This window comes from Syntrophomonas sp. UBA1041, assembly GCF_002316705.1.
GTDB lineage: Bacteria > Bacillota > Syntrophomonadia > Syntrophomonadales > Syntrophomonadaceae > DTU019.
Genome location: NZ_DCEA01000074.1, coordinates 1 through 26709, shown reverse-complemented (window position 1 = coordinate 26709; position 26709 = coordinate 1). Strand labels below are relative to the sequence as shown.

The 26709-nt window shown below is 50.9% G+C and carries 24 protein-coding genes and 1 riboswitch; of the genes, 6 read left to right on the top strand and 18 right to left on the bottom strand.

Going from position 1 to position 26709, the window contains the following annotated elements; all coding sequences use genetic code 11:
* Positions 1–869 (bottom strand): ABC transporter ATP-binding protein (locus tag B2633_RS11825; protein WP_483170880.1); only part of this gene is annotated, 869 nt, incomplete at its 3' end.
* Positions 862–1251 carry a GntR family transcriptional regulator gene (locus B2633_RS11820; RefSeq protein WP_483170879.1) on the bottom strand — a complete coding sequence of 130 codons (390 nt, stop codon included), beginning with the start codon at positions 1249–1251 and terminating at the stop codon, positions 862–864. The genes B2633_RS11825 and B2633_RS11820, both read right to left, overlap by 8 nt.
* A gap of 326 nt (positions 1252–1577) precedes the next feature.
* Between B2633_RS11820 and B2633_RS11815 the strand changes: the two genes are divergently transcribed.
* A complete protein-coding gene (locus tag B2633_RS11815) occupies positions 1578–3770 on the top strand; it encodes a DUF3160 domain-containing protein (protein ID WP_483170878.1) in 2193 nt (730 codons plus the stop codon).
* On the top strand, positions 3767–4318 hold the full coding sequence (locus B2633_RS11810; protein WP_483170876.1) for a hypothetical protein: 552 nt from the start codon (positions 3767–3769) through the stop codon (positions 4316–4318). The genes B2633_RS11815 and B2633_RS11810 overlap by 4 nt, the downstream gene beginning before the upstream one ends.
* 135 nt (positions 4319–4453) lie before the next feature.
* Here B2633_RS11810 and fusA read toward each other — a convergent pair whose 3' ends face one another.
* The 9 genes from fusA to B2633_RS11765 form a co-directional block, all read right to left on the bottom strand.
* Positions 4454–6499 carry an elongation factor G gene (gene fusA / locus B2633_RS11805; protein ID WP_483170875.1) on the bottom strand — a complete coding sequence of 682 codons (2046 nt, stop codon included), beginning with the start codon at positions 6497–6499 and terminating at the stop codon, positions 4454–4456.
* Positions 6500–6578: 79 nt separating this feature from the next.
* Positions 6579–6842: a hypothetical protein gene (locus B2633_RS11800; protein ID WP_481039511.1), complete on the bottom strand. Its 264-nt coding sequence runs from the start codon at positions 6840–6842 to the stop codon at positions 6579–6581.
* Positions 6839–7630, bottom strand: a complete 792-nt coding sequence (gene surE / locus B2633_RS11795; RefSeq protein WP_481039513.1) for a 5'/3'-nucleotidase SurE — start codon at positions 7628–7630, stop codon at positions 6839–6841. Before surE ends, B2633_RS11800 begins: the two co-directional genes overlap by 4 nt.
* Positions 7631–7661: 31 nt before the next feature.
* Positions 7662–8210, bottom strand: coding sequence for a signal peptidase I (gene lepB, locus B2633_RS11790; protein ID WP_481039515.1), 549 nt, complete (start codon positions 8208–8210; stop codon positions 7662–7664).
* Between the two features lie 14 nt (positions 8211–8224).
* Positions 8225–8431: a YpmA family protein gene (locus tag B2633_RS11785; protein WP_481039517.1), complete on the bottom strand. Its 207-nt coding sequence runs from the start codon at positions 8429–8431 to the stop codon at positions 8225–8227.
* Between the two features lie 97 nt (positions 8432–8528).
* Positions 8529–9392 (bottom strand): PH domain-containing protein, encoded by an 864-nt coding sequence (locus B2633_RS11780; protein WP_483170873.1) that lies wholly within the window; start codon positions 9390–9392, stop codon positions 8529–8531.
* Positions 9393–9452: 60 nt separating this feature from the next.
* The gene (gene addA, locus B2633_RS11775) at positions 9453–13034 is read right to left on the bottom strand and encodes a helicase-exonuclease AddAB subunit AddA (protein ID WP_483170872.1); all 3582 of its coding nucleotides are present in this window, start codon (positions 13032–13034) and stop codon (positions 9453–9455) included.
* Complete coding sequence (addB, locus tag B2633_RS11770; protein ID WP_483170871.1) at positions 13031–16408, bottom strand: helicase-exonuclease AddAB subunit AddB; 3378 nt, start codon at positions 16406–16408, stop codon at positions 13031–13033. Before addB ends, addA begins: the two co-directional genes overlap by 4 nt.
* Positions 16409–16505: 97 nt before the next feature.
* A complete protein-coding gene (locus B2633_RS11765; protein ID WP_483170869.1) occupies positions 16506–17330 on the bottom strand; it encodes a nitroreductase family protein in 825 nt (274 codons plus the stop codon).
* Between the two features lie 233 nt (positions 17331–17563).
* A riboswitch (molybdenum cofactor riboswitch) is annotated at positions 17564–17680 on the top strand.
* 434 nt (positions 17681–18114) lie between these two features.
* Between B2633_RS11765 and B2633_RS11760 the strand changes: the two genes are divergently transcribed.
* The 3 genes from B2633_RS11760 to B2633_RS11750 are packed head-to-tail and all read left to right on the top strand — an operon-like array spanning position 18115 to position 20325.
* Positions 18115–19278 (top strand): [FeFe] hydrogenase, group A, encoded by a 1164-nt coding sequence (locus B2633_RS11760; RefSeq protein WP_483170868.1) that lies wholly within the window; start codon positions 18115–18117, stop codon positions 19276–19278.
* Between the two features lie 12 nt (positions 19279–19290).
* Positions 19291–19650 carry an iron hydrogenase small subunit gene (locus B2633_RS11755; RefSeq protein ID WP_483170867.1) on the top strand — a complete coding sequence of 120 codons (360 nt, stop codon included), beginning with the start codon at positions 19291–19293 and terminating at the stop codon, positions 19648–19650.
* A gap of 15 nt (positions 19651–19665) precedes the next feature.
* A complete protein-coding gene (locus tag B2633_RS11750) occupies positions 19666–20325 on the top strand; it encodes a formate dehydrogenase subunit gamma (RefSeq protein WP_483170866.1) in 660 nt (219 codons plus the stop codon).
* On the opposite strand, the gene B2633_RS11745 is transcribed toward B2633_RS11750, so the two are convergent.
* From B2633_RS11745 to B2633_RS11725, 5 genes are all read right to left on the bottom strand, one after another.
* Positions 20326–20514 carry a hypothetical protein gene (locus tag B2633_RS11745; protein ID WP_483170865.1) on the bottom strand — a complete coding sequence of 63 codons (189 nt, stop codon included), beginning with the start codon at positions 20512–20514 and terminating at the stop codon, positions 20326–20328.
* Positions 20498–21589, bottom strand: a complete 1092-nt coding sequence (locus tag B2633_RS11740; protein WP_483170864.1) for a YkvI family membrane protein — start codon at positions 21587–21589, stop codon at positions 20498–20500. The genes B2633_RS11745 and B2633_RS11740 overlap by 17 nt, the downstream gene beginning before the upstream one ends.
* Positions 21590–21609: 20 nt before the next feature.
* The gene (locus B2633_RS11735) at positions 21610–23814 is read right to left on the bottom strand and encodes a YcdB/YcdC domain-containing protein (RefSeq protein WP_483170863.1); all 2205 of its coding nucleotides are present in this window, start codon (positions 23812–23814) and stop codon (positions 21610–21612) included.
* 202 nt (positions 23815–24016) lie between these two features.
* A complete protein-coding gene (locus B2633_RS11730) occupies positions 24017–24325 on the bottom strand; it encodes a type II toxin-antitoxin system RelE/ParE family toxin (RefSeq protein ID WP_483170862.1) in 309 nt (102 codons plus the stop codon).
* Positions 24318–24578, bottom strand: a complete 261-nt coding sequence (locus B2633_RS11725; protein WP_483170861.1) for a type II toxin-antitoxin system prevent-host-death family antitoxin — start codon at positions 24576–24578, stop codon at positions 24318–24320. The genes B2633_RS11730 and B2633_RS11725 overlap by 8 nt, the downstream gene beginning before the upstream one ends.
* Positions 24579–24702: 124 nt before the next feature.
* Here B2633_RS11725 and B2633_RS11720 point away from each other — a divergent pair, with 124 nt between their 5' ends.
* Positions 24703–24894 (top strand): hypothetical protein, encoded by a 192-nt coding sequence (locus B2633_RS11720; RefSeq protein WP_483170859.1) that lies wholly within the window; start codon positions 24703–24705, stop codon positions 24892–24894.
* A gap of 46 nt (positions 24895–24940) precedes the next feature.
* Here the strand turns inward: B2633_RS11720 and B2633_RS11715 are convergent, their stop codons facing one another.
* A complete protein-coding gene (locus B2633_RS11715) occupies positions 24941–26098 on the bottom strand; it encodes an Ig-like domain-containing protein (protein WP_483170858.1) in 1158 nt (385 codons plus the stop codon).
* A gap of 158 nt (positions 26099–26256) precedes the next feature.
* Positions 26257–26619 carry a DUF7674 family protein gene (locus tag B2633_RS11710; protein WP_483170857.1) on the bottom strand — a complete coding sequence of 121 codons (363 nt, stop codon included), beginning with the start codon at positions 26617–26619 and terminating at the stop codon, positions 26257–26259.
* Positions 26620–26709: the final 90 nt, after the last annotated feature.

The following is a 26709-nucleotide window of genomic DNA, read 5'->3' as shown; positions in this document are numbered from 1 at the left end:
TTATCCCCCATTTCGTAAATGAATATCTCTTCCAGGGTGAGGGGCAGAACATCCAGTACGGCGGGCTGATAAGCCTGCATCCGGCCCATGATCTGATCATAAGCGCCGCGTACGATCAGAGTCATCACGCTGCCCCTTTGCTCATGATGAAGAGCCTCGGTCTCATCCAGCAGAGCCAGAGGGATTTCGCCGCTAAAGGCTATTTGAATCTTATGGACGTCAGCCTTTAAATCATCCAAATCCTTCTGTATAAGCATTTGCCCATGGTGCAAGATGCCGATATGATCGCAGATATCCTCCAATTCGCGCAGGTTGTGCGAAGATATGATCACAGTCATGCCGCGCTCGGCCACATCTTGTATGATGAGGCGTTTCACATTTTGCCTCATCACCGGGTCCAGTCCATCCAGGGGTTCATCCAATATCATCACCTCAGGCATCAGGCTTAAACCCATCCAGAAGGCTACCTGCCGCTGCATGCCCCGGGACAGGGTTTTTACCCGCCGGTTCAACTCGATGTCAAAAACCTGAGCCAGCTGCTGAAAGCGCTGCTGACTCCAGCCCGCATATATACTGGCATAATAGTTGGCCATGTCCTGAATGGAATAATTGTGGAAAAAATACAGGGCATCCGGAATGAAAACCGTGCGTTCTTTTATGGCTTCATTTTCAAATACCGGCTGAGAATCTATCATTAAAAGCCCTGAATCAGGTTTATAAATACCGGCCAGCAGTTTTAAGAGCGTGGTTTTCCCCGCTCCATTACAGCCCACCAGTCCGTAAATCGATCCTTTATGTACCGCCAGGCTGACATCATGCAAGGCTTCCAGACCGCCGAATTGTTTACTGACCCTTTCCACTTCAATCATCTATTTTCCCTCCCCCGGCTGTAGATAGTGAATTTTGAATTGATCCGATGATTTCATCCTTGGATACTCCCAGATAAAGCATTTCTGATATAACCCTGGACAGCTGGGTCTTTAAACTGCTGATCCGCGCGGGATTATCAGTATATACCGCCGGCCTGACAAAGCTGCCCTTGCCGGGCAGCGAATATATGAAGCCGCGGTGTTCCAATTCCCGATAGGCTTTCTGAATGGTATTGGGATTTATGGTGAGTTCAGCCGACAAAACCCGTACCGAAGGCAGCTGCTGATCGGGCTTCAAGACATTGCTGATAATCAGCTCGATGATTTTTTCGACCAGTTGCTCATAAACCGGCTTGCGGCTGCGAAGATCCAATTCAAACATGAAGTCCCTCCTCTCTACCGCACTGTACTAATATACATAATACAGTTGATACGGATTGATGTAAAGCAAAAAGTATTCTCGCCCCTATCCGCCACTTCGCCTATTCTTATGAGTTGTTTGCTAAACAAGGCCTGGGGGGTAGCCAGCGTAACCAAAATCTCTATATAGGAATATTGTGGCAATATAAACAGAGAAAGGATGATATGGCAATTATGGTGCAGCGCTGCCATCCTTATAAACCACCCATTTGTCAAGTTAAAAACAGGTGTCAGGAAACTGCTGTAAATGCGTAGCAATGGTAAGATTAAGTAAAGGGAGGGTTTACTATGAAGGCTGGTCAAATCAAAGCCATCAGCATATTGCTGACCATTTTGATGTTGACATCTGCTCTCAGCGGCTGCGGCCCCGGCAGCAAGAAGCTGCTTGAAGAAAAGTTCGGCCCCTCAGGGGTGGCTCAGGCAGCGGAGTTTGCACCATACCGCGAGGTAGAGGTGAAGGTCAGTCCACAGATTGCGCCTTATCGGGTTAATGCCGATCTCAGCAATGTTGAAAACCGGGGGCGCTTCGAATTTTCACCTGAGGCTCAGGCGCTTCTGGCCCAAAACGCCTTTGTGGTCCTGCCGCAAATGCAGCAGGAATTCTTCATGCTTTATGAATTTAACCGGTATGACGGCATACCCAACCTGATCACCACCGATGCCATGCTACATAACTACCACCTGTTTTTTGAACATTTGCTGAAAAGCGCCGAAGAGAATCAGCTCCGGGCTGAACTGCAGCAGCTCAACCAGGGTATGCTGGAGGCTTCGCAGAAACAATATGAAGCCTTAAAAAACAGTCCCTGGGAAAATGCAGCCCGGCGCAATCTGGCCTTTTTCGCGGTGGGCAGTCGTCTTCTTGACCCCGGGGCAAAGATTCCCCAGGAGGTAATTAAGGAAGCTGAAGCTGAATTGCAGCTTATTCAAGAGCATAACCAGACCGCCATTTCACCGCTGATGACCATAGGGTTATCGCCAGATCCCTTGGAATCTTTGAAGGAGGATTACACCCAGTACATCCCCCGGGGGCATTATACTCACAGCGAAAATCTTAAATCCTATTTCCAAAACATGATGTGGTATGGCCGCATGACCTTCAGGTTAAAGAATGAAGACGAGACCAGATCGGCGGTCTTAATGACTTTGGCTTTGAAGAACGGCCTTAACCAGGCATCCTGGGATAAGATCTACCAGACCACCAGCTTTTTCGTGGGCGAAAGTGATGATCCCGGCTGCATAGCCTATTCTAATTTGTTGGAACAGGTTTATGGCGTGGAAAGCAGTCTCAACACTTTGATAAGCGATAACGAGAAATGGCAGCAATTCCTATCCAGGGCCAAAGAGCTGCAGGGGCCGTCTATCAACTCCATCCCCATCTTCGATGCCAGCATTCAGCCTGACCGGGAGCAGGAAATAAAGGGTTTTCGTTTCATGGGGCAGCGCTATACCATAGATGCTGACATATTTCAGCGCTTGGTATATCGGGAAGTGGGAGAAAACCAGCAGGGGGAACGCCGCCTGTTGCCCAGGGGTCTGGATATCCCAGCTGCCATGGGATCGGAAGAGGCCTACCGCATACTGGAGGATGAGGGGCAGACCCAGTATCAGAACTATCCCCAGAATATGACTCGATTAAGACAGCACATTTCAGGGCTGGACCCTGCGGTGTGGCACCACAACCTTTATTGGAGCTGGATAAAGACTTTGAAACCTCTGACGCTGGAAAAGCCTCAGGGCTACCCCAGCTTTATGCTGGGTAAGGCCTGGGCCCGTAAAAGTTTAAATACTTTCCTGGGCAGCTGGACCGAATTGAAGCATGACACCATCCTCTATGCGAAACAGGTTTACGCGGAAATGGGCGGCGGTTTCGGAGATGAGATCGATGACCGCGGCTATGTTGAGCCTGACCCGCATTGCTACGCCAATCTGGCTTCTCTGTCCGCGATGACCCGGGAAGGGCTGCAGGCCAGGGGGTTGATTGCAGAGCGGGATGCGCAAAGCCTGCAATTGATGGAGATTCTGGCCTTGAACCTGAAGACCATATCTGAAAAAGAGCTGCAAAATCAGGCCCTGACTGATGAAGAATATGAACTTATCCGCAGCTTCGGCGGCCAGCTGGAGCACTTCTGGATGGAAACCCTGCGGGATCAGGAAGGGGGACGTTCTGCGCTGCTTAACAACAACCCCGCCATGCTGGTGGCTGACGTAGCCACCGCCCCGCCGGATTTGGTGCTGGAGGAAGGCAATGGCTATATACACTCTATCTATGCAGTGGTTCCGGTAGACGGCAAGCTGCGCATCGTGAAAGGCGGAGTTTACAGCCATTATGAATTCACCTGGCCGGCATCGGATCGCCTGACCGATGAAAAATGGCGAGGGATGCTGGAAAACAAACAAGCCCCGCCGGCTCCGGAATGGACCCGGGCTTTTGCCGCAGACGGATCGTGCCGCATCATTATGCCCTGGGAAAATGAGCCGTGAGAAGAATAAAGGTGCCCGCCTTGTTCTTGCTATGTTTTGTTTTGGGTTTTATCGGAGGGCGAGTGGCGGCGGCAAGCCAAGAAAATGTGATGATATCAAGAGATACTGATGGTAACGAAATGGCGGAAAGCTATCAGCTAACAAATAGTCAGGTTAGGGTCTGGGAAGGCCAGCAGATGATTTGGGAATCGCCTGCAGAGTGGAGAATAGAGCAGTTCCTCCTGGCTGACACCGATAATGATGGCCGGGAGGAGCTATTGATGCTCTTGTGGAAATACGGCAGCTATGGGGATGTTAAACCATTCTGGTTGGAGCAGGAAGACCAGGCCTATAGTTGCCACCTTTTCATGTATCGCCTGCAGTCGGGGCGAATGAGAGCCGTGTGGTGTTCTTCCGCCCTTGATCCTCCCCTGCAGTCGATTGGCGTCAACACCGGCCCCGACCACACCTTATCCCTTGTAGCCAGGGAAAAATCCGGATGGCCTCTCTATAATCCCCGCAGCAGCTGGCAATGGCAGGACTGGGGCTTCACCCGGGTAGACAGTTGATAGGGCGGCAAATGGGTACGGTCCTCATTTGGGTCACCCCAGCGGTTTTTCACCGCCCGGCTGTCGCCCGTCCCTGCCCGGCACACCATCAAAAAGGCGCCGCAGAATCCCGCGGCGCCTTTTTATTTCTCGAAATTATTTATCCATCTCTTCTTTTCCTCGTTTGGCCTTTTCGATGATCTTTTCCGCGTTCTGGGCCGGTACTTCTTCGTAATGGGCGAACTCCATGCGGAATTTGCCGCGGCCTTGTGTCATGGATTTGAGATCTATGGTGTATTTGGCCATCTCCGCCAGGGGCACCTGTGCTTTGATGAGCTGTCTCTTGCCCACCGGTTCCATTCCCATCACCCGGCCGCGCTTACTGTTCAGGTCGCCGATGATGTCGCCCATGTTTGCTTCGGGGATCTCCACTTCCACATTGACGATCGGTTCCAGAAGAACCGGCTTGGCTGACTCCAGACCCTTCTTGTAGGCCAGGCGGGCCGCCAGTTTGAATGCCATTTCCGATGAGTCCACCGAATGGTAGGACCCGTCATAGAGGGTCGCCTTGATGTTGGTGACCGGATATCCGGCCAGGACGCCTTCCTCCAGGGCTTCTAAAAGGCCTTTCTCAACCGCGGGGAAGTAGTTGCGGGGCACGGCCCCGCCGAACACGTTCTCTTCGAATACGAAGTGTTCATCAGTGGGTTCGAATTTTATCCACACATGACCATACTGTCCATGACCGCCGCTCTGTTTTTTATGTTTACCTTCGGCTTCCACGATACCGCGGATGGTTTCCCGGTAAGGGATGCGCATCTCCCGGCTGACCACATCCACCCCGAACTTGCGGGACAATTTGTCCAGGATGATGTCCACATGGCTGTCGCCCATGGCCTTCAAAATAGTCTGTTTGGTTTCGGTATTCTTCTCCACCCGGATAGTGGGATCTTCTTCCAGTATCCTGGTAATAGCGCCGCTCAGTTTATCTTCGTCGCCCTTGCTCTTGGGCTCGATGGCCATGTTCAAGGTGGGTTCCGGGAACTGGATGGGATCTAAAACCAACCCACTGGCTTTGGTGGTCAGGGTGTCGCTGGTTGCAGTGGTAGCCAGTTTGGCCACAGCCACTATATCACCGGCGTTGGCCTCAGGCACCGTGGCCTGCTCCTTGCCGGTCATCACCAGGATCTGAGTTATCTTTTCGTCACGCTCTTTGGTGGCATTGTAGATCACGCTGTCGGCCTTGAGCTTACCGGTGAAGATGCGGAAAAAGGTCATACGGCCGATATAGGGGTCGGCGATAGTCTTAAAGACCTGAGCCAGAAAGGGCTCGTTCTCCACCTCTTTGCCTTCTACCAGGGGATTGTCCTGAGGGTTGGTACTGCAGTCGACGATAAAGTCCATCAGGGGCAGGACCCCGATATTTTTGGCAGCCGATCCGCAGAATACGAAAACCGCCGACCCGGTAGCCGCAGCCTTTTTTATGCCTTCCATAATCTCGGCATCGCTTAACTCTTCGCCTTCCAGGTATTTCATGAGAAGGTCGTCATCGGCTTCAGCCGCAGCCTCTTTCAAGGCTTCTTTATATGTCTCCACATCATCCATCATGTCGGCGGGGATGTCTTGTTCGCTATATTTGCCGCTGCCGGCTTCAAAGATAAGGGCCTTCATTCTGATCAGGTCCACCACGCCTTTAAATTTGTCTTCGGCTCCGATGGGGAGCTGCACCGGTATGATGTGATCGGGAAAGGTGCTCTTCATCTGATCCACTACTTTGTAAAAATCGGCGTTCTCACGGTCCATTTTGTTGATGAAGGCCAGTTTGGGTATCTTGGAGAAATCCTCCCAGGCCACCTCGGTTTGCACTTCAACACCAGCGTTGGCGGAAAACATCATTACCATACTGTCGACTACCCGCGCCGCTCCAACCACCTCGAAATAGAAATCGGCAAATCCCGGGGTGTCGAGCACATTGATCTTGTGATCCCTATATTCGCAGGGCACCAGCGTGGTACTGATGGTAATTTTCCGCTTTACCTCTTCCGGCAGGTAGTCGGAAACAGTGTTGCCGTCGTCAACTCTCCCCATCCGCTTCGTTGCCCCTGTATTAAAAATCATGGCTTCTGCCAGGGAGGTTTTCCCGGTACCTCCGTGGCCGACCAGAGCTATATTACGGATTTTACTGGTGGGGTAAACCTTCATTCAACAATGACCTCCTCGCTTTTTCTATACAGTAAAAATGGTACAATAATTTTACCTTATAGGCAAAATTTTTTTATTTTTAGCGTTTTTGGGCCGACATCACATAAAATATCCAGTACAACAGCAATGCCGCCGCCAAGAAAATGATCATCTGATATATGACTATACCTCGGAAAGAGTCTACTATAAGGGTGAAGACCACTCCCAAGGCCAGCGGAAACAGGTACAGCTGGTGAAAGGGTTTTTCCGGATAAGCCGGGTCCTGCCGGCGGCGTCGAAAGTAGCCCATATTGAGCAGGAGGAAAAACAGTGCCGTATTGATAATCAGACTGACCGCGATCATGTTTTATCGCCCCGGGAGAAGAAATCCAGATAGCGTGCGAAGGTCTGCCGGTATTCCTCCATAAGCTTATAATCGGTCAGATCCAGCTTGATGGGGGTGATGCTTATGTAGCCCCCTTCCACCGCAACCACATCGCTGTCGGGCTCTTGAGTCTCCTGCACCACTCCTCCGCCCATCCAGTAATAAGTATTGCCCCGCGGGTCTTTGCGTTCTTCGAAGAGATTGTCATAATTGCGCACCCCCAGCCGGGTAATGCGGATGCCTTTGATTTGTTCCGGATTCAGAGCCGGTATATTGACATTGATAAGGGTGGTATTGTTGAGCCCCTGACGCATAACGGTGCGGATTAGATTGCGGGTAAAAAGGGCCGCAAAATCGCTGTTCATTTCCGCTTTGTAGTCATTCAGCGATACCGCTATAGCCGGAACACCCAGTATCACGCCCTCAGCAGCGGCAGATACGGTTCCCGAATAAAGCACATCAGTCCCCAGATTGGGCCCATGATTTACCCCGGAAACCACCACATCAATCTTCCGGTTGACCAGCCTGCTCAGGGCCAGCTTGACGCAATCCACCGGGGTTCCGCCCACGATCCAGGCCCCATGGACGCCTTCTATATTAGTGGACACGACCTTGATAGGATCGAAAACGGTTATGGAATGACCGGTTCCGCTGCGTTCCCTGTCCGGAGAGACCACATATATTTCAGCGATAGACTTCAGTTCCTGAATCAAGGCATGCAGCCCGCGGGCGTGGATGCCGTCATCATTGGTTAGTAAGATTCTCATGGATGCTCCTTGGCAATGAATAAGATCCCGTTTATTGAGCGAATTCCACCCCTCGCTCCATTAACCCCACATGATTTAGCGGCCAGTAGATGAATATGGCTTTGCCTTTCAAGCGGTCCCGGGTCAACCAGGTGTTCCAGCGGTGGCTGTCATAACTCTCGTTGCGGTTGTCGCCCATCACAAACAGGGCATTTTCGGGGACTACCACCGGGCCAAACTCGTAATCCATCACTTCCTGAAGATAGGGTTCCTCAAGGGGCTGATCATTTATATATACCTTTCCCTTTTTGACCTCTACTTTTTCACCGGGCAGCGCGATGACCCGCTTGATATAATCCCACTTGCTGTGCAGTTCTTCGGGCGGGTCGAATACGATTACATCCCCACGCTGAGGTTCTTTGAAATGATAGATGAATTTATTGACCATAACCCGGTCCTGAAGCTGTATGGTAGGCAGCATGGAGCCGGAAGGAATGATTCTGCCTTCAATCACAAATGCCCTGAGGATCATGGCCAGGATAAAGGCGATAACTACTATACTCACGGTTTCCTTAATGAAGTTGACGAATTCCTTGTTCATATTCACCTCAACCTTTAAAACTCGTAGATTTTTATCACCATGTTATCGGGATTGTTTTTGTCTTTGCTCAGGCCAAACATGACCTTTTTGTTTTTAAGGCTTTTGTTGAGAAAGTCGATGATGTAGACCATCTCCGGACTGGAGGGAAAGGACCGGTGGGCGATCAACTCCAGTTTGCCCGGATCGCGCTGTTCTTCGCCAGTTTCGGGTTCTTCAGGCATGGCTGCTCCTTTCTACAATTAGACCACTAAATCTGGTAAAGCCTGTGATGTAAACATACAAAACAATTTTACCTCAAAAAGGGGCGGGAATAAACCATTAAACCATGCTCATGATCACCACGCCCATAAATACGGTTATGGCCAGAGGGATGTACAACAGCCTGGCCGCCTCATATGGCGGGATCCCGCGCCTGGCCAGCATATCGCTGATAGGCACGATTATGGGCAAAACGATGATCGTGCCGATGAGCATGAAGTAAAGCTCTTGAGGAGAGCCATACCGGTCCACCTCACCGCGGAAATTATAGTGCATGGGCATCTGGTCGACGGTTTGGGCGAGATGGTTGATATAGGCCGCCATTGCAACCAGAGCCATTAGGTTCAGGAAAATGAGCAAAATCCCGCCCCCGGTCTGCCAGATATGAGGCCTTTTTACAGCAGGAGGCCGGTCATCAGAGCCTGACGGCGGGTTCCAGTAAAGTTTGACCTTTTCCATGAAGCGTTTATTATCCTGTGGGGAGATGTAATAGTTGAAATCAGAAGTTTCAATCTTGATAAGATTCTTCAACTCGGTAGCATATACGATGGCCAGCTTCTTCTCCCGGCGCTCGCTGAAATAACCGCTGTAAGAGCCGGGCCACTCATTTCCCGCCAGGCGCGTCAGACCGGCCCGCTCTTTGACCTCCAGGGCGAGTATGTCTTGATAAGGAATGAGTATCTTTTTAAAGCCATAGTTTATGGTTATGCCCGCCCGCTCTACTTCATAGGTCAGGCCGCGGGTGGAACGGATGGCATAGTAGATGTAGCCTGTAAGGCCCCCCATAGTGACAACTATCAACCCGAAGAGGACTTTTTGCGGGAGCTGATAGGTCAGCCAAATCACCCCGCCGGAGACCGCCAACATGAATCCCAGGAAGATCCAGTCCCAGGAATGCTGTACCTCACGCGTTTTATTCAGCATTACGCTCCCTCCTCTTCAAAGATACGCTGACAAATGGCAATTCTCTCACCCGATTTCTACTTATATGACCCGGACCTCTTCCGGGACGGCGAAGAAATAGATGTAGCCTTCCTTCACCATCTGCCCGCTGATGGCCTCCAGGGCCCGGCAGTAGGCTTCTACCTGGGCGCGGTATTGTTCGATCAGAACCAGGCGGTTCTGCGGGGTGATGCGGTCGGTCTTGTAATCCACCACCACCAGTCCGCCTTCCTCCTCAAAGTAGAGGTCGATAACCCCCTGCAAAAGCAGCTTCTCCCGCGGGGCCGGGGAGTCCTCCAGGATCTGTCCGGCTTCCACCAGCTGGTTGAAACCGACCTCGCGGAATACCCGCCGGGCCTGCAAGATGCGCTGGCCCAGGGCGGAAGCAAAGAACTCCATGATCTTACGGGAATCTATACTGGCGGCCTCCACAGCGGTGAGCATATCCTTTTTCACCATGGCATCCAGCTGGGCCTGCAGTCCGGCTTGACTGACGTGCTTAAAATCCAGCTGCTGCAATACATAATGCATGATGCTGCCTCGCTGGGAGGCGGTCAGGACCAGGGACCGGGCCTGCTCCGGGCGGCTCATAAACAGAGGCCTTTTGTTTAAGGCAGGGACGACGCTGTGAAATTCTTCCTCCCCGGGCTTAGCGGCTTTGGTCAGCTGGGTGACGGTCAGTTTGGAGGGCAGCCGGGCAGCTTGCTCATAAGGATAGCGCCAGCTTAAACGCTTGGCAAGCGAGTCTTCGATTCGGCTATTCATTTCATCCCGCCCTGCGGCCAGCCGGGCCAGGATCTCCTCCTGCAGGCTCTGGCGCTGCTGCTCCATGGAGATAAGCTCACTGCTCTTGACCACCGCCATTTTCCAGCGCACCTGGTCAAGACAGGGAGCGGTTTCAAAGGATTCTTCCAGGCAATCCCGCAGGGGCTGCCCATCAGGATGTTGTATCCACAGCGGGCCCAACCAGTCCATAATCCCTTTGGCCTGAGAGAGTTCGTACCTTCCCAGAGATCTGGACCAGGCTGCCGCCTTTTTAGCCAGGTTTTTCACGGTTCCCACCATGACCAGCCGGGATTGGGCCCGGGTCATGGCCACATAGAGTATGCGCATCTCTTCGGCCAGGCTTTCCAGGCGCAGCCGGTCTTTTATGGCCATACCGGCTACGCTCTCACTGCGGCGCCGGGTGGTCAGGTTTACATAACGGCTGCCAATGCCCAGCTCTTTGTGCATAACCACAGGGGCTTTGCTGTCGGACAGGTTAAAAGATCTGCCCAGACCGGCTACGATAACCACCGGGAACTCCAGGCCTTTGCTTTTATGGATGCTCATCATCCTGACCACATTATCATTCTCGCCCAGAACCCGGGCCATCTCCAGGTCACGGTTGCTGGCCATGAGATTTTCTACAAATCTTATAAAATTATACAGGCCGCGCAGACTGCTGCTTTCGAATTGCCGGGCCCGTTCGGCCAGAATGCGCAGATTGGCCTGGCGCTGCAGACCTCCCGGCAAGGCCCCCACATAATAGTAGTACCCGGTTTCTGAATAGAGCTGCCAGATCAGCTGATCCACCGGAAGATAGCGGGCTTCTTTGCGCCAGCACTCGAGCTGCTGCGCGATCTCCCCCACCCGTTTGGCCAGCGGGTCGGAGCAATTGAGGCCGTACTCTCCAAAGGCTTCGTAAAAGGCCCCCTGCGGTTTTTCCAGGCGGATGGCTATCAGGTCGGCGCTGCTTAAGCCGAACAAGGGCGAGCGCAGTACGCTCAACAGGGGTATGTCCTGACAATGATTATCTATGAGTTTGAGCAGATTGAGCATAACCTCTACCTCAACCGCTCCGAAATATCCGGTATTCACATCCGCATGAGCGGGTATTCCCTTTTCGGCGAAGACCTCCATGAATTCTGCGCTCCAGTTGCGGGTAGCCCTGAGCAATACGACCATGTCGCAATATCGCAGCGGACGGTATTCCCCCGCACCCGCATCATAAATGGGCTGTCCCAGGATATCCTGTATGATGTCGGCCACCACTGCCGCTTCCCGGGCCACATCGCCCCGGTCTTCCTCCGCTCCTGGGTCTTGCCTTCCGGGCTGTTTATCGATCAGGGTCACGCTTACCGGAGCCGCGGCCTCTTCCGGCACTGCCAGCCCGTTATGCAGAAAGGCCTCTTCATCATACTCCAGTTCTCCCACATGGCGGTTCATGATCCGGGCGAAAACGTAGTTTACCGCTGCGATTATAGCCGGCTGGCTGCGGAAGTTCTTCCTGAGGTCGAGCCGGCGGCAGTACGGTTCATTCTCGTCTTCATAAAGCCGGTATTTGTGCAGGAAGAGTCCGGGGTCAGCCAGGCGGAAGCGGTAGATGCTCTGCTTGACATCCCCTACCATAAAAAGGTTGTCAATACGGGCGATGCAATTCAGAAGAGCCTCCTGCACCTGATTGCTGTCCTGGTATTCGTCCACAAAGATGTATTGATAGCGCTGCCGGTATTCCGCAGCAGCCTGGGGATCCTGCAGAATCTGCAGGGCGAAATGCTCCAGATCGTTAAAATCCAGCATCCCCTTTTCGGCTTTGCGGTGGCGGTATTCCCCGGCAAAGGCCTGCAACAGCTGGTTGAGCTGATATAAATAAGGATGGAGCTGGTTTAATTCCTGGCTCCACTCCTCCAGGCTTTTACTGAAAATGCCCTTCTGAAGCGATTTTAACAGCTCTTTGCCTTCTTCCCGCAGCCCTTTTACGGTCTCCTTAAGGGCTTCGTCGCCGCCGCGCATCTGCCGCAGGCGGGGATGGTTCAAGGCCCGCATAGCGTGGTAAACGGCTTCCGCACCTGCTGACACGGCTTCTGTCAATGCCTCCGCAGTCTGTATTTCCTGTTCTAAAGCTTCTATATAAGAGGCTGGCCCGTCAGGCTGCCGGCATATCTGCAGGGCTTCCGCAAAGCGATCCCGGGCAGCGTTTATCTGCACTGCGGCGGTTTCCATCAGGCTCTGCAGCCAGGGGCTCTGGGCTAATCCGGCGGCATCGCGGGCATAGGCCTGGAGGCTTTCCTCCAGCCATCGCCACGGCTGGGGCTGACTCTGTACAAACTCGTACATCTGCAAGACCAGATCCCTGAAGCCCTGATCACTCTTGCCGGAAGCAAACATCTCAATAAGCCCCAGGAATTCCGGAGCAGCCTTTTCATAAGCTGATTCCATCACACTTTCCAGGGCTTCCAGCCGCATCATATCGGCCTCGTTCTGATCCGTCACCCTAAAAGCCGGATCGACATCCACCAGATGATAATAGCGCCGGATAACCTCGGTGCAGAAGGAATGGAGGGTGCTGATCGAGGCCTGGTTCAAGCGAGTCAGCTGCCGGCGGGTGTGCTGCAGGTGTGGGCCGGGCTCGTGCAGGGCTTCCAAAAGGGCATGGCTGATCCTCTCCCGCATCTCACTGGCGGCCGCTTTAGTAAAAGTAACCACCAGCATCTGATCGATATCCGCTTTATCCTGCAAAATGAGCTGAATCACCCTTTCCACCAGGACCGCGGTTTTTCCAGATCCGGCGGCGGCCGATACCAGCAGATTGAGGTTGCGCAGGCTGATGGCCTGTTGTTGTTCAGCGGTCCACTGTCTCATGATGATCCCCTCCTCTCCGAGTCGGAGTAAATCCGTTCCATGAGCTGATCACGGTCAACTGCAGCCAGCTGCCGGTAGCGGTTGGCGGCAAACAGGCTGTCAAAGTGGCACACCGCATGGTAGCGGCAATGGCTGCAGGCTTTTTTATTCCCCTTCTTATAGGGGGCAATCGCTATATCCCCGGACATAATCCCTTGGCTCATATCCTTGACCAGATGCTGCACATGCTGGAGAATAATTTCGAACTGATCCAGGGTCAGAAGCGCGGAATTGCTGTAGAAGCCTCCTTCCCCGCTCATCCCCACCGGCACCACCTGTGAATATCCCCGTATATCCCGGTCCATAGCCCTGACCACTTCGGCATCCTCCAGGGCCAGGCCTCGCAGTCTCAGGCGGGCGGCCAGCTTTTTTTCGATTTCTTCCACTACATCCCGGTCGGCTTCTATCAAAGGGTCGTCGATATGAAAATAGAAGATGCCCCCGGGGCGGATCATCCCGTCAGGGTTGTGCAGGCCCTGCAGAACCGCCATGAGGTAGATAATGAGCTGCAGGCTCAAACCGTAATATACGTCGTTCATATCTAAATCCCGGGGTCCCGATTTATAATCGATGATGCGCACGTAGGCGTCTTTCCCGTGCTTGTAGACATCCACCCGGTCGATGCGCCCCTCCAGCAGAAGAGTTTCGCCGTCAGCCAGTTCCACTGCCACTGCGGGGAAGGTTCCTCCCGGCCCGAAGCGCATCTCATATCCAAGAGGATTGAAATCTCCGCTTTGCAGATGACGGATCAGGGTCCAGGCCGCGCGCTGCCCGATCCTCTTCAAGCGCTGCCCCAGGTAGCGGTAGCGGTGGGTGCTCATAAATACCCCTTCCCCGTGCCGGGGCAGCAACCGCTCCATAACCTCGTCCATCAGATCATGACAATGATCTGCGCTCAAGGCCTTCCAGTCAAGCTGCTTGGCGCGCATCTCGACCGCGAAATCAAGTATGGCCTGATGAAAAAGATCACCCACATCCGGGGCCTCCACCTCATAGGTCTTGCGTTCCAGGGGCCTTAGCCCGTAGCGGACAAAATGTGCAAAAGGACAGGCGGCATAAAGCTCCAGCCGGGATACGCTGCCCTGGGACGAGGCAGCATAAAGCCGCCTGCACTGAGCCTTATCCACTTTTCCCGGCAGATTGCCGAACAGCAGAGCCTCCTCCAGCCGGGTCATTTGGAATTGCCAATCGGGTTGGGTTTTATACCAGTCATATACCGCTTTCCAGCGCAGAGACACGGTTTTTCCGTCCAGGGCCTGGCGCAGGCTTTCGACCAGGTATTTATAACTGCTGCCGGCCGACAACAGGTAATGATCTTCAGCCTGGGCAGCGTCCATGGTTTCAACCTTCACCGTGAGGCCGGGGTAAATCTGTTTTAAGCGGTCTATCAACAATGAAGGCCGCAGGGCTTTGCCCTCAGAGTCGGCCAGGCTGTATGAAAACTGCACCGCCTCCTCGGCCTGAGAAAGTGCGGCATAAATCAAGAAATCCTCTTCGATTGACAGCAGATCATTGCTCAATCCTACTTCCACCCCGTGGGACTGAAGAATCTCTTTTTCGTCCAGCGAGAATATTCCTTCGGAAAGGCTGCCCCGGGGCAGCATGCCGTCATTCGCCCCGACCACAAACATAATCTGACTCCGCTGGTTTATAGAACGGGTGGCAGTTCCCACCAGAACCTGATCCACTGTTGAGGGGATAAAACCCAGGTCAGAACAGGCCAGGCCCGCCTCCAGCACCTGACGGAATTCCTTGAGATCGGTATCCTCTCCCCCCAGGACTTCCGCAATCTGATCCAAAACCTCCACGCAAACATTCCAGATCTGGCTGTTCTCACTGGCCAGTTCGAAGCGTCCCTGGGAGATCAATTCTTCAACCCAGGTTTCCAGGCCTTGTGGAATTTGCATCTCTTCCAGCCATTCAAACCAGGCCCGGGCTATTTGTGACCAGGAGGATTCAGCCTGCACTTTTTGGGCCAGCGACTGCAGAGGATTGACCAATGCCTGGCGGTAGAGATTCATCTCTTCCCGCAGGCTTTCCTCACCCAATGTAAAGGGCTCCAACCAGCCGCGTCCTCTAATGTTATAACGCCAGGCATAATTCTCCAAACGGTCACAATCCCGCGTTTCTACAGGAGTCAGTCCGGTTTTTATAAGGCGCAAAACGTCCTCCAAACGATAATACCTGGTCAATACATCCAGGGCGGAGAGCATCAGCTCAACCAGGGGGTGGTGCAGAATACTGCGTTTATCGTCCAGGAAGTACGGGATCTTATACTCGTCAAAAATCCTCTTGATCAGCCCTGAATATGCGGCGGTATCGGAGCAGATAACCGCAATATCCCGATAGCGCGCCCCTTGCCGCACCAGGGCCAGGATCCTCATCGCCAGTGCCTCTACCTCGTCCTGCGGGCTGGGGAGCGCCGCAATGGAAATAGCGGCGGGTTGCTCCGGAAAAGTGCGGTGGGGATAGGCGTAAAGCTCTCTTTCCAGGTGCATCAGTTCAGGGCTGAGCTTGCCGGGGTTCTTGACCGTAATTATATGTTCTTCCAAACCCGCATTTTTAGCCTGATCATGCCAGCGGCTATAGTAATAGCGGGAAAGCGCGAAAATTTCCCGGTCCCGATCCTCGCCTCCCAACTCCATGGTGAGGCTTATGGCCGTGGAAACAGCGGTTTTCATGAGCTGTTCAATCAGCTTCAGGGTGCTGGGCGAGAAGGTAGTGAAATTGTCGATCCAAACCCGGGCCCGGCTTAAAAAACGCGATTGGGGAAAGCGTTCGATAACCAGATTTAAATAATCTTCGCTGTCCACATAATGATCCTGGAGGTGAGCGTTGAATTTATGGTATAGCAGAGAAATGTCATGCAGTTTGCTTTTTAATAATGTATCGTCAGATAGGCTGCGGGCGCATTCATAAAGAACCCCGCTGTCCACGGCGGATCCTTTTAATTCAGCCAGGATCTGACTGCATTGCTCGATGAAGCCGGGCTGCCGGCAGGCCTGGCGATAAACCGTGAACTGCTCCTCACAAGCGGAGATCACCTTTTTCAGTACCATGTATCGCCCCTGCTGGCTGAGAAGAACCCGGGTGCGCCCCCCGGCTTCATTCAAGACCCTGGCGCCGAGTCGGCTGGGGCTCAGTACCTCAAGTCTCATTATGCCGGGAAGATCGAGTTGATTGATCACTTCCCGCTCGGCCTGCAGGGTGAACTGCTCCGGCACCAGCAGGATCACGGGGTCATCCCGGTTGAGATTCAGCTCCTCCCGGATCTCAGCCATTACCTGCCGGGTCTTGCCCTGACCGCAGCGCCCCATTATATAACGGATGGCCAAACCCTCATCCCCTTAAACTCAATAGTTTTTTTTTATCATACTGGTTTCTCATTCCAGCAACAAGTGGGGCGCGCGGGAGAACGAAGCAGGCCTAGGTTCATCGCCAAATGATCCGTGGCGCGGTGCGGGGTGGTATCCGGTGATACTGGTATTTGGGGTAGCCTATCAGCATAGCGCCAAAAGCCTTGTGGCCTTCGGGCAGGGCCAATTCCTGCATAAGTGGCGGGAAGGTTTCGGCAGCCGCCCCGACAAATCCGGCCCAGCAAGCGCCTACGCCCATAGAATACGCCGCCAATTCCAAATAAGTCAACGCTATGGTGCAAGATCCTTGGGAAACATGAATATCTTCAGGCGCATGGGCTATAATCAGATGCGGAGCATTGCGGCATATGGTATCAATCCCCTTATCCCAGGCATAGCACACGGCCTCCATGTGCATCACCGCGGCTATCTGGGGCATATGTTCGATAATATAGCGCATCCAATCCACTACCAGGCCTGCAATATGGCGCACCTGGTGTTTATCTGCAACGACCAGCCAATGAACCGGCTGCATGTTGTGGCCGGAAGGGGCATAAGCGGAAACATCAATTAGTTTTTCCAGGATGGCACGATCAACGCTCTTGTCTTTGAAACTGCGGATAGAGCGCCGTGATTTTAAAAGATGCTCCACCTGAGCGGGGGCAGGAAGCAGACCGGGATCAACCGGCACACAATCAACGGAATTTACGGTTTTTACAGATATGGCCTGGTGCGGACAAACCGCCACACAATGGCCGCAGCGCAGGCAAAACTGTTCGGCTCTTTTTACTGATCTCGGGAAGGCGTCCAGTTCTCTGAATACAATAAGTCTGGCCGGACATTCGGCGGCGCAAATACGGTCGCGTTTGCATTTGGTCTGATCGACGGTTAAAAAGCTCAATGAACTCTCCCCTTATCTATGTATCTTGACACCGCATGGTGTTCTCCCCATTATAGCACGGGCTTGCTTTGGCAGAATACCGTCCTGACAGCCGGGGCGGCCTGTTTGTTTTTTCCAAGATGATCTGCCGCGTCTCCCCATGATGATCGGTCAGGTTGGGGATGATGCCCCGGTTGACTATTGCATGAGATCTCCAGGAGGTGTATGATTACGAATAAGTAATGAATAATAATTTTCAGTCTTCACTCTCCGAGTCTCATTGCCTGAATAGATATGGTATTGAGACCGACAGGGTTCAACGGGAAACGGTTGGGCCTCCCATTGTGGAAAGGAGTCCGGTAGGAAGGCTTTAGTTGGATTTGCCTTTTAGCCAGCCCTTTTTGCAAGGTCTGGCTTTTTGAATTCTGAAACAGTCTATGACCGGTTTCAGACCCCGGCCCTGAGAATTAATGATATCAAATGATACATCCGGCATTCAGAAGAATATCTATTTTCATTAGTTAATTCTATTTTTTAGGTGAACAAAACCATGAAGGTTTACCCCTAAGGGGCAGCGCTTTCATGGTTTTTTTTATTCTATTTCCCCCAAATCTGTTTAACCCGTCAAAGCATGGTTTGACGGGTCTATCTCCAACAACGCTCCTGATGGGGCTTATCTGCATATTGGTTTGATGCATGTTGATAAAAGGGAGGTTGAGAAACAAGATGAACCGTCCAGCCCGATATGAAGGAGGTGTTATGATTTAAACCCAGGTTACAGTACTTCATCAAAAGGAGGTAGGATATGAGTACAGCAGTAATCCAAGGCATCATTAATGTAACCGGCGATTGTAAAGCCTGTGACCATTGCACGTCCATATGTCCCACCGGCGCCATCAGCGGACTGCTGGGACAGAAACACAAAATCAATCATAATCTTTGCATCAACTGCGGACAATGCTTGATCAGCTGCCCTTTTGGCAAGATCGAGGATGTCAGCCGGGTTGATGAGGTGAAGAAGGCTCTCGCCAATCCCCAGAAGTATGTGGTGGTTCAGGAAGCGCCCGCGGTTAGAGTAGCCCTGGGCGAGGAGTTCAGCCTGGAACCCGGCGCCAATGTGAAAGGCAAAATGCATGCCGCTTTGCGCAGACTCGGTTTCAATCAGGTATATGACACCGAGTTTGCCGCCGACCTTACCATCATGGAGGAAGGAACCGAATTAATAAACCGGGTGTTCAACGCCCTGGGGGTGGCCGGCAACGAACATAGCGGGCCGCTGCCCCAGTTCACTTCCTGCTGTCCGGCCTGGATCAAATATGCTGAAGATCAGTATCCGCTTGTACTGCCCCATTTGTCGTCGGCCAAATCTCCCCAGCAGATGTTCGGAGCGGTGGCCAAGACTTACGCTGCTGAAAGACTGAATGTTGATCCCGTGAATATGTATGTTGTCTCGGTAATGCCATGCACCGCCAAGAAGTATGAATGTGATCGTCCCGAGTTTATCGCCAGCGGATATAAAGATGTCGATGTGGTCATTACCACCAGAGAACTGGCCCAGCTGATCAAAGATGCCGGCATAGAATTCCTGAATCTTCCCGAGGAAGCAGCGGATAGCCTGATCGGTTCTTCAACCGGCGCGGCCACCATATTTGGAGTAACCGGCGGTGTCATGGAGGCGGCTTTAAGAACCGCCTATGAATTATTGAGCGGCCAGTCACTGGATAATGTTGAATTCAAGGCGGTTAGAGGCCTACAGTCGGTCAGAGAGGCGACGGTGGAGATACCCGTCAAGTCTCTGGGCAAAACCCTGCCTGTCAATGTAGCTATCGTAACCGGAACCAAATATGTTGGCAAGCTGATTGAGGATGTGCTGGCAGGTCGCAGCAAATATCATTTTATAGAAGTCATGAACTGTCCCGGAGGGTGTATCAACGGCGGTGGCCAGCCCATCCGAAGAGAAATGATTTAGGAGGGAAAGGGAATGAAGTTTTTCACCGAAAGTGAAGGCATGACCAGACGGCAGTTTTTTAAGGGAGCGGGCATGCTGACCGTGGCCGCCGTATTCCTCGGTGTTTTCAGTAAATTGGGATTTGATGCTCTGGCTGCCAACACCGACTACATTGAAAAAAGAGCCGCCGGAATGTATGCTTTGGATGAAAAGATGACCCTCAGAAAGTCGCATGAAAATCCGGAAATCGCCCAGATTTACAAGGATTTTCTTTCGCCGGGCGAAGTAAAGCCGGTTAGCGAAAAGGCCCATCATCTGCTGCATACCAAATACGGCCAAGACATCCCCGATTTCATCGCTGAGTTGAAAAGCGGAGCCCATGAAGCTGCATAATTAGGAGGGAAACGAATGAGCAGTACTAAAGGCAAGGTCTTAAAACACGGTGCCCAAACCCGGACCATGCACTGGGTGCATTTGATCGCTTTTACCATTCTTGGTCTGACTGGTGTCGGTTTTTACTGGGATATCAATATTATCGGCAATATATTCGGCGGATTCGGCAATGCTTCGCTGGTGCACAGATGGGCCGGAGTCGTTTTTACCGCTGCCCCCGCCCTTTATATTCTGCTGAATTTTGACCGGTTTTCCCGCTTCATTGACACCATAACCCACTTTTCCAAAGAAGATTTTCAATGGTTAAAAGTAATGGGTGGATATCTCCCTTTTATTAAGGTGGATAAAGCTCCTCCCCAGGATAAATACAATGCCGGCCAAAAAATGTTGGGAGTGATGATCATCTTCGGTTGTATTCTGATCATACTGACCGGTTTTCCCATGTGGATATGGCGCCATAGTCTGCCGCCGGCATTCCTGGGCTTTTGCTATAATGTGCATTTTTGGACCGCGATCATTATGATCTTATTAGTCGGCGGCCATTTCTTCCTGGCAGCCATCCATCCCAAATCCAGAGTGGAGTTTGCTTCGATGATGCTGGACGGCTATATCGATGCTGAAATTACCGCCCATCACAACCAAAAGTGGTATGCTGAGCTTAAAGAAACCAGTTGATTAAAACTGCACCAACACATTGCGAAAAAGCGGTCTGCTTCCATTCAGACCGCTTTTTTCAGCAGAGGGCAGCGGGCTGGAAAACAAGGCCATCCCTGCGGCTGTGCCCGCCGATTTCCTGCCAAACTCGAACACCAGGGAGCAGAGACGGCTGGTTGGCCATTCCACCCTGTCAATGATCAAAGTCAAACTTTATTCTCTTCTGCTGCAATGATAAAAAATGCATGACGATACCGATCATGGCAAAGAACCCAAAATAGCCGCAGACGGGTAAGACAATGGCTATTAGCTCTTTAAAGCCGGCAATACTCCCCATGAAAGCCGCCACCATCAATACTGGTATCAGAATGCTTCCCTTTATATTTTTGATTTTCTTGATGCGGAAAGTTACCCCAAAAAGACAAGATAATGAACTCCCAAACATTCCGCAAAGCAGAAGAACTGCATAGACCAGTCCCCAAACAGGATGTATTTTTTGGGCAAGAGTAAGCATGGGAAGTTCTGCATCTGCCAGCATAGGTTGATTCAAAATCAAAGGGAGCAAAATGCAGACGAATACAATCATTAATTGAACCGCCCCCTGAAAAATCCCTTTATGAATAGCTTTATCTTCTTTTACATCTGTTGCAATCGGCACCAGTATGGACATGACTACCATCATGTTATAGGAAACAAACACAATCGCGGCAAACAGCCAGTTTCCAAGCAAAGGATTTGCCCCGGAAAACGGTCGGGCAACCATATTGCTTCCATCAAAATATATAAATGATAAAATACCAGAGATCATAGCCACCACAATCAAGAGAGGAACTGTAATACTAAATGCAGTCAAGACCCCTCTAGCTTCCCACAGTGCTACTACCCCCAGAGAGATAGCCATGAGTGCATTTCCCATGATTGTTGGGATGCCGAAGATCTGATGCAGCAGGGCTCCAGCTCCCGCTGTCATAATAACGACAACATCAAACAAGAAAAAAATAAATACCCCGCCAAATACTGCGCGGAGCCAGGTTTTTTCTTTTCTTACAATGATTTTGTCAAACTCTGTAATTCCTGTTCGGTTTGAAATTTTCATAACAAAGCCGCTAAGCAGCAATAGCATCAGGATGGCAAGGAACATTCCTATCAGTCCGAAACCTCCAAATACTGCAAAGAACTGCATAAGTTCCTGTCCTGATACAAAACCAGCGCCCAATAAACTTCCTGTAAAGGCCATGGCAATCTCTCGCGAGGTTATACTCTTCATGTGCTCTAAATTACTCATATCCCTTTTTGCCCATGGCATTATCGGTACCATATTGAAGAGCCGGGCTGCCGTAGGGCCCGGGGAGCCAAACGGCCCGCGACCAATGCCATTTGAGCCCAGCTTACCTCTTCCTGAGGACGAAAGTTTCCGGCTGAATCAGGGGTTAGCAACCCCAATCCAGATACCAGGCCTACATAATTGGGTTTATTGGCGCTGATTTGCCCAACATCCCGGAAGGGGGTGTCAATGCGGTTGGGCATCTCGGCTATTTCCTGGAAGCCCAGACTATTAACCAGCCAGATGGCCAGATCTTCCCGGCTAAGGGGCTGATCGGGCAAGAACGCCCCGGCAGATGGAATGATGCCACGTTGTATGGCCAGCTTAAAAACACTCAAATCGGGATCATCTTGGGGAATATCGGCCAGGGAAACCTCTATCTGCTGTTCATCTTCCCGGTAGTCTCGTGGATTGGTGGCCACGACCAGAACCTTCAAGATTTCCCGCCGGGTCATGGCCTTATCCGGCTGCACGGTGTCAGAAAGCAGGCCATTATTGTTTAATAATGATAAGGCCGGTGCTGCCCAGTGGGCACTCCAGGGTTCAGATTTATCCTTGGATAGCTGTGATAGTTGAGAATTGTTAAGGACTTCCCCGGTTACGGCATTAAATACCGTATAGGGAATTAAGTAGGCCGGGATGCTCTCTCCAAGAGTCATATACTGTTCGTCTCTGGCCAGGATGTAACTGAACTTGAGGCTCTCCGCCGACCAGAGCTTATCTTTAATCATTTGTGGATCCTGCAAATGAGGCAGTACTTCACACTGCACCGGGCGCCACTGCTTCAAATAGGCTCTTATTTTACCATTGCTTCCATCCAGGGTAATGTTAATACCATCCCTGTTAAACGGAATTCCGTTAACCAAACGCACAAACTGGTAATGATAATAGCCCCGGTCATCTTCCCAATTGGTTTGGCAAAATGCCACCTGCTCAACCTTGTCAGGGTCAAATTTCCGGATAGCCGCCTGGGCCAAATCTTTGCCTTTGGCATAGGTCATGACCGGCTCAGAGCTTATTCCATCATAGTCCTCGTCGCTAAACCCGATTACTTTTCCGGTAAAGGCATTGACCTCTACCCGCAAATGGCTATGATGCTTTTCAGGATCTTGCAGGCTGTAGGACCAGTGTTCCTCCCGGATTCCGCCCCCGCTAGAGCCTCCGCTCCCACTTTTGCGGATTTGGTCTGTGTACCCCATTAGGCTAAAGAAATCCCGGGCGGCTTGCATAGCCACCTCCGGGTTTACATATGCCTCAGGTTCAAGGGGTTCGTTAAGGGCCGGGGCGTTAATTACGGGTACAAAAGCCTGTTCATACAGGCGGGGAATCGCATCACCCTGCCGCCTGCCCCGGTAATCCAGGAAATGACCAGTCCGAGCATCGACTAGCGGTGCATTTATATTCAGGCGATAGGCGGGAACCACCCGTCCGGTCCTTTGGCCCATGGAATCTTGTTCGTCTATATAGCATGGAATCAACTCTATCTGTTCTTGTAACTTATTGGCCATATCGGCTGCCGGTATCAAGTCGTTCCCAGCCGGAAGCTCAAGTTCGTGCCAACTGCAGGCGTATTGGGTGACCGCACCGGTATAAGCGTTAACCCCCACGCTAATACTGTCAAAGTCGATGGCTGCTCCATTAACCAGCCGCTGCCAGTTAAAAATATAGCACAAGTTCAGATTGCGACTGGGAAAAGGTGCAACCATGTCATCTCGAAGCTGAATCTGGGCGTATTTTTGGGGCTGTTTCTCCTGCAGAAATTGTCGCGCCACCACTTGGGCCTGTTCCCGGGTAAAAGTCACGGTTTTGCCCTGGTAATAATCATCACCCGGATTATAATACATGCTCTGGACTTCACCGCTTGCAGCGTCAATTTGCCCGCTTACCCGCTGCCCCTGGGAGGGGCGCAAACCGCCTTGCTCTGCTTCATGAATCCGCCAAACTGAATTTCCTGCGTAATCTTCGAATTCAGCGACCAGGTTCCGGCCCTCAGTGATTTCCGGAAAGGCGGAACAAAATATCTCTAAGGCCTGCTTTGAGCTTATTACCTCAATAGTCTCAGTACTTGCCGGTATAGGCTTTTTAACAATCTCCACTGAATCCACAGCCGCCGTCGCCAAAGCCGGCAAGGCGGTCAATTGCACGGCAACGGCCAGTACCACTGCCAACATTTTTCTTTTCCTCATTCCCCTCTCCTTTCATCCCCTCTGTATTTATCAAAGTATACTACATTATGGTATATATGGGACATGGCGACAGGTTCCATCCATACTTCTGACAAGGCTAGAAAATCAGGCAGAAAATCAAAAAAGGCGGGAGATTAAAATCCCGTCTTTTCGGTCTTTTATAAATGCAATGGAATGTGTGAGCAAAATAGATGCACTAAACTTATATCAGTTTTATATAGTCCTGTGCACCATAGAAAAAGCGATAAATGATAACCACCCTGGCCGCTTCATCAACCTTATAAACCAGTGCATAGTTTTTAATGGTTGCCTTGCGGTAAGCCCCTTTTTCCAAATAAGCATCATGACACCGTTCATATATAAACGGATTGCTTTTCAAATAGCCGTAACATTTTTCCACTTCATCAAGAAAAGTGGTAGCTGCTAGGGGATTGGCAAGCTGAATGGCAATATACGAGACGATATTATCCAAATCGCTGTGAGCAAGCTCCGAAACAACTAACCTATACATTGTATTTTTCTCTTATGCTTTTTAAAGAGGTGTCTCCGTCCAGCACCTTTCCTTCCGCTATCTGTGTCTCGGCTGCAGCTAATTTGTTGTACACATCCAGCATAAACAATTTTTCTTCGTACATCTTTACACTCATAATAACCATATCGCCATAGCCGTTTTTGGTAATATATATCGGCTCGGTTGCCTCTTGGCACATTTTAGAGATTTCGCTAGTATTTTTTAAATCCCGGATCGGAATGATTCGCGGCACACTCTTCACTTCCTTTATATTCTAATGGTATTATTGTGTCATAATTATACCACTAACGCAAGAGCAACGGATCTAGCCAGATCTTTTACTTTTGGAGAAGAGAGTACCATAAGTTACCACCCCCGTGCCAGTATCTCTGATTTCCCGGAGCGGTTCTGACCAGCACCTGGCTCAAAGCCGCCTGGGGATTGATAACATCATCGTATGTTGTGCCGGAAATATTGACCGCGATGCGGTGGCCTTCGACATCGTAGCTGTAGGTGGTACCGCTTACGGCGGCGAGTTGATTTTGATTGCGGGAGTTGAAGGTATATGAATTGAGAGGAGGCTATCCCAAAAAGGGGAGCCCCCTCTCATAAAGACTACTGGTTAGCGACGGTGCAGATTACTTCCTGATAGCTGGTTTGTCCTGCCGAGTTGGTCTCCAGGGCGGTAATGTTATGGGGTCCATTGGTCAATGCAGTGGTATCCAGTGCATAGTGGAACCCAGAGTTGCTGTTGTTGTAGTCAGGATAATTTGTCTGCACATCGGGGCGTGGATCTCCTAAGACGGCTTCCCCGATGATTACGCCGTCTACTTTGATTTCTATTTTGGATACCCCCTGGCCGTCCAGATACCAACCGGTTACCTGATAATCGCTTCCTGAGATGACTTCATCTTCAACCGGAGTATCAATTGCGCCTACCGGAGGAAGCAAAGGATTGGCCGGACCGGTGGTGAAGGTGGCAATCTCGCCAGGAATCCAGCCCAGGGAATTGTGGGCTAAAGCCCGGTATTGATAAACGGTTTCGGGAATTAACCCGGCCAGGTTGAAGGCAAATGCTTCAATGCCATAGCTCCCACTGGCAACAGTGGTATCGATCCATTCACTTTGATCATTCTCACGGTACTGGAATTTAACCTGGTCGCAGTTTTCAATACCTGCCAGGGTCACTATGGCTCCGTTTAAGGTGGCTCCAGCCACGTTGATATTGGTGGCGGCATCGGTGGCAACAGTGAGAGCATTGGCGCTGGTGGTAAAACTGAACACAGTCTCTCCAGTCGTTTTGGCTTCTTCAACGCTTTCCAGCGCTGCTGCTGGAATGGTTAAAACATACTCGATGCTGACATCAAAATTAGCTGTGGGTTGAAGAATCAGGGTCTTGTTCTGAATAGTGGCGGTAAAAAGAACTGGGGTGCCGCTGTTCATCAATGTGATGTTGTTATAGCTGCTTCCGGCGGTGATAGGCTGGTTGTAGTCAGCCTTGATCACTTTATTAAGTGGCACATCCACGCTCTCATCAGCTGGTTCGGTGTTCACCAATTTCAACTTCAGTTCATTGCTCTCGCTGAGATTGTTGCCTCCGGTGTCATAACTGTAGGTGCTTTCCAAACCAGTGTTGTAGGTAACCTTAATCAGCCTCCCCAATGCATCATATTCGTAGTGCACGGCCTGAGCGGGAAGAGTCCAGGCCAGCATAAGAAACAAAGATAATGAAAAAAGCAAGGTTGCTTTTTTAAATAAATCCCGAAAATTCATTATATTTCTCCTCTCCCATTTGTGTTCTGTTGGCGACGTTTGGATTCTTATTGATGAATCGCCTAGAGTGATTCGGTAATTCGGTCATTTTCCCATTGTTACGTTATCACCGTCCCAGTGTAATAGACCTTGGTGAATCTTCAAATGAAATTTGCCTTCTATTGCGAATTGAATTTTCTGATCTCTTCAATCACTTTTTTAGAAAGTTCACCATAATTACTATTTAGTAAAATAGAGTTTCTGTATTCATATTCAATTCGTTCAAGAATACTAAAAGCAATGACTTCATCACTATATTTAATATTCAATTCTAGTATCCTTTCTATAAATTTTAATATTTTAATCACTTCTGATTCATTATTTTGCACAATACATTCTATTAGATAGGGTGCGAGTACATCACCATATACTGTATGAGACCCTGTATCATCGCCTTCTTGCCATTCTACCTCTTCATTATATTTGTCAATTAAGTTTGGGAAATTTTCAATAAGCATCATATTTAGTTTCTTGCTATTCACTTTACTTACCCCCTAAAGCATTCTTTAAATCGTCAAGTAATTTTTGTGCAAGATTTAGATCACTACTGTTCAAGGCTTCTTTCTTAATTA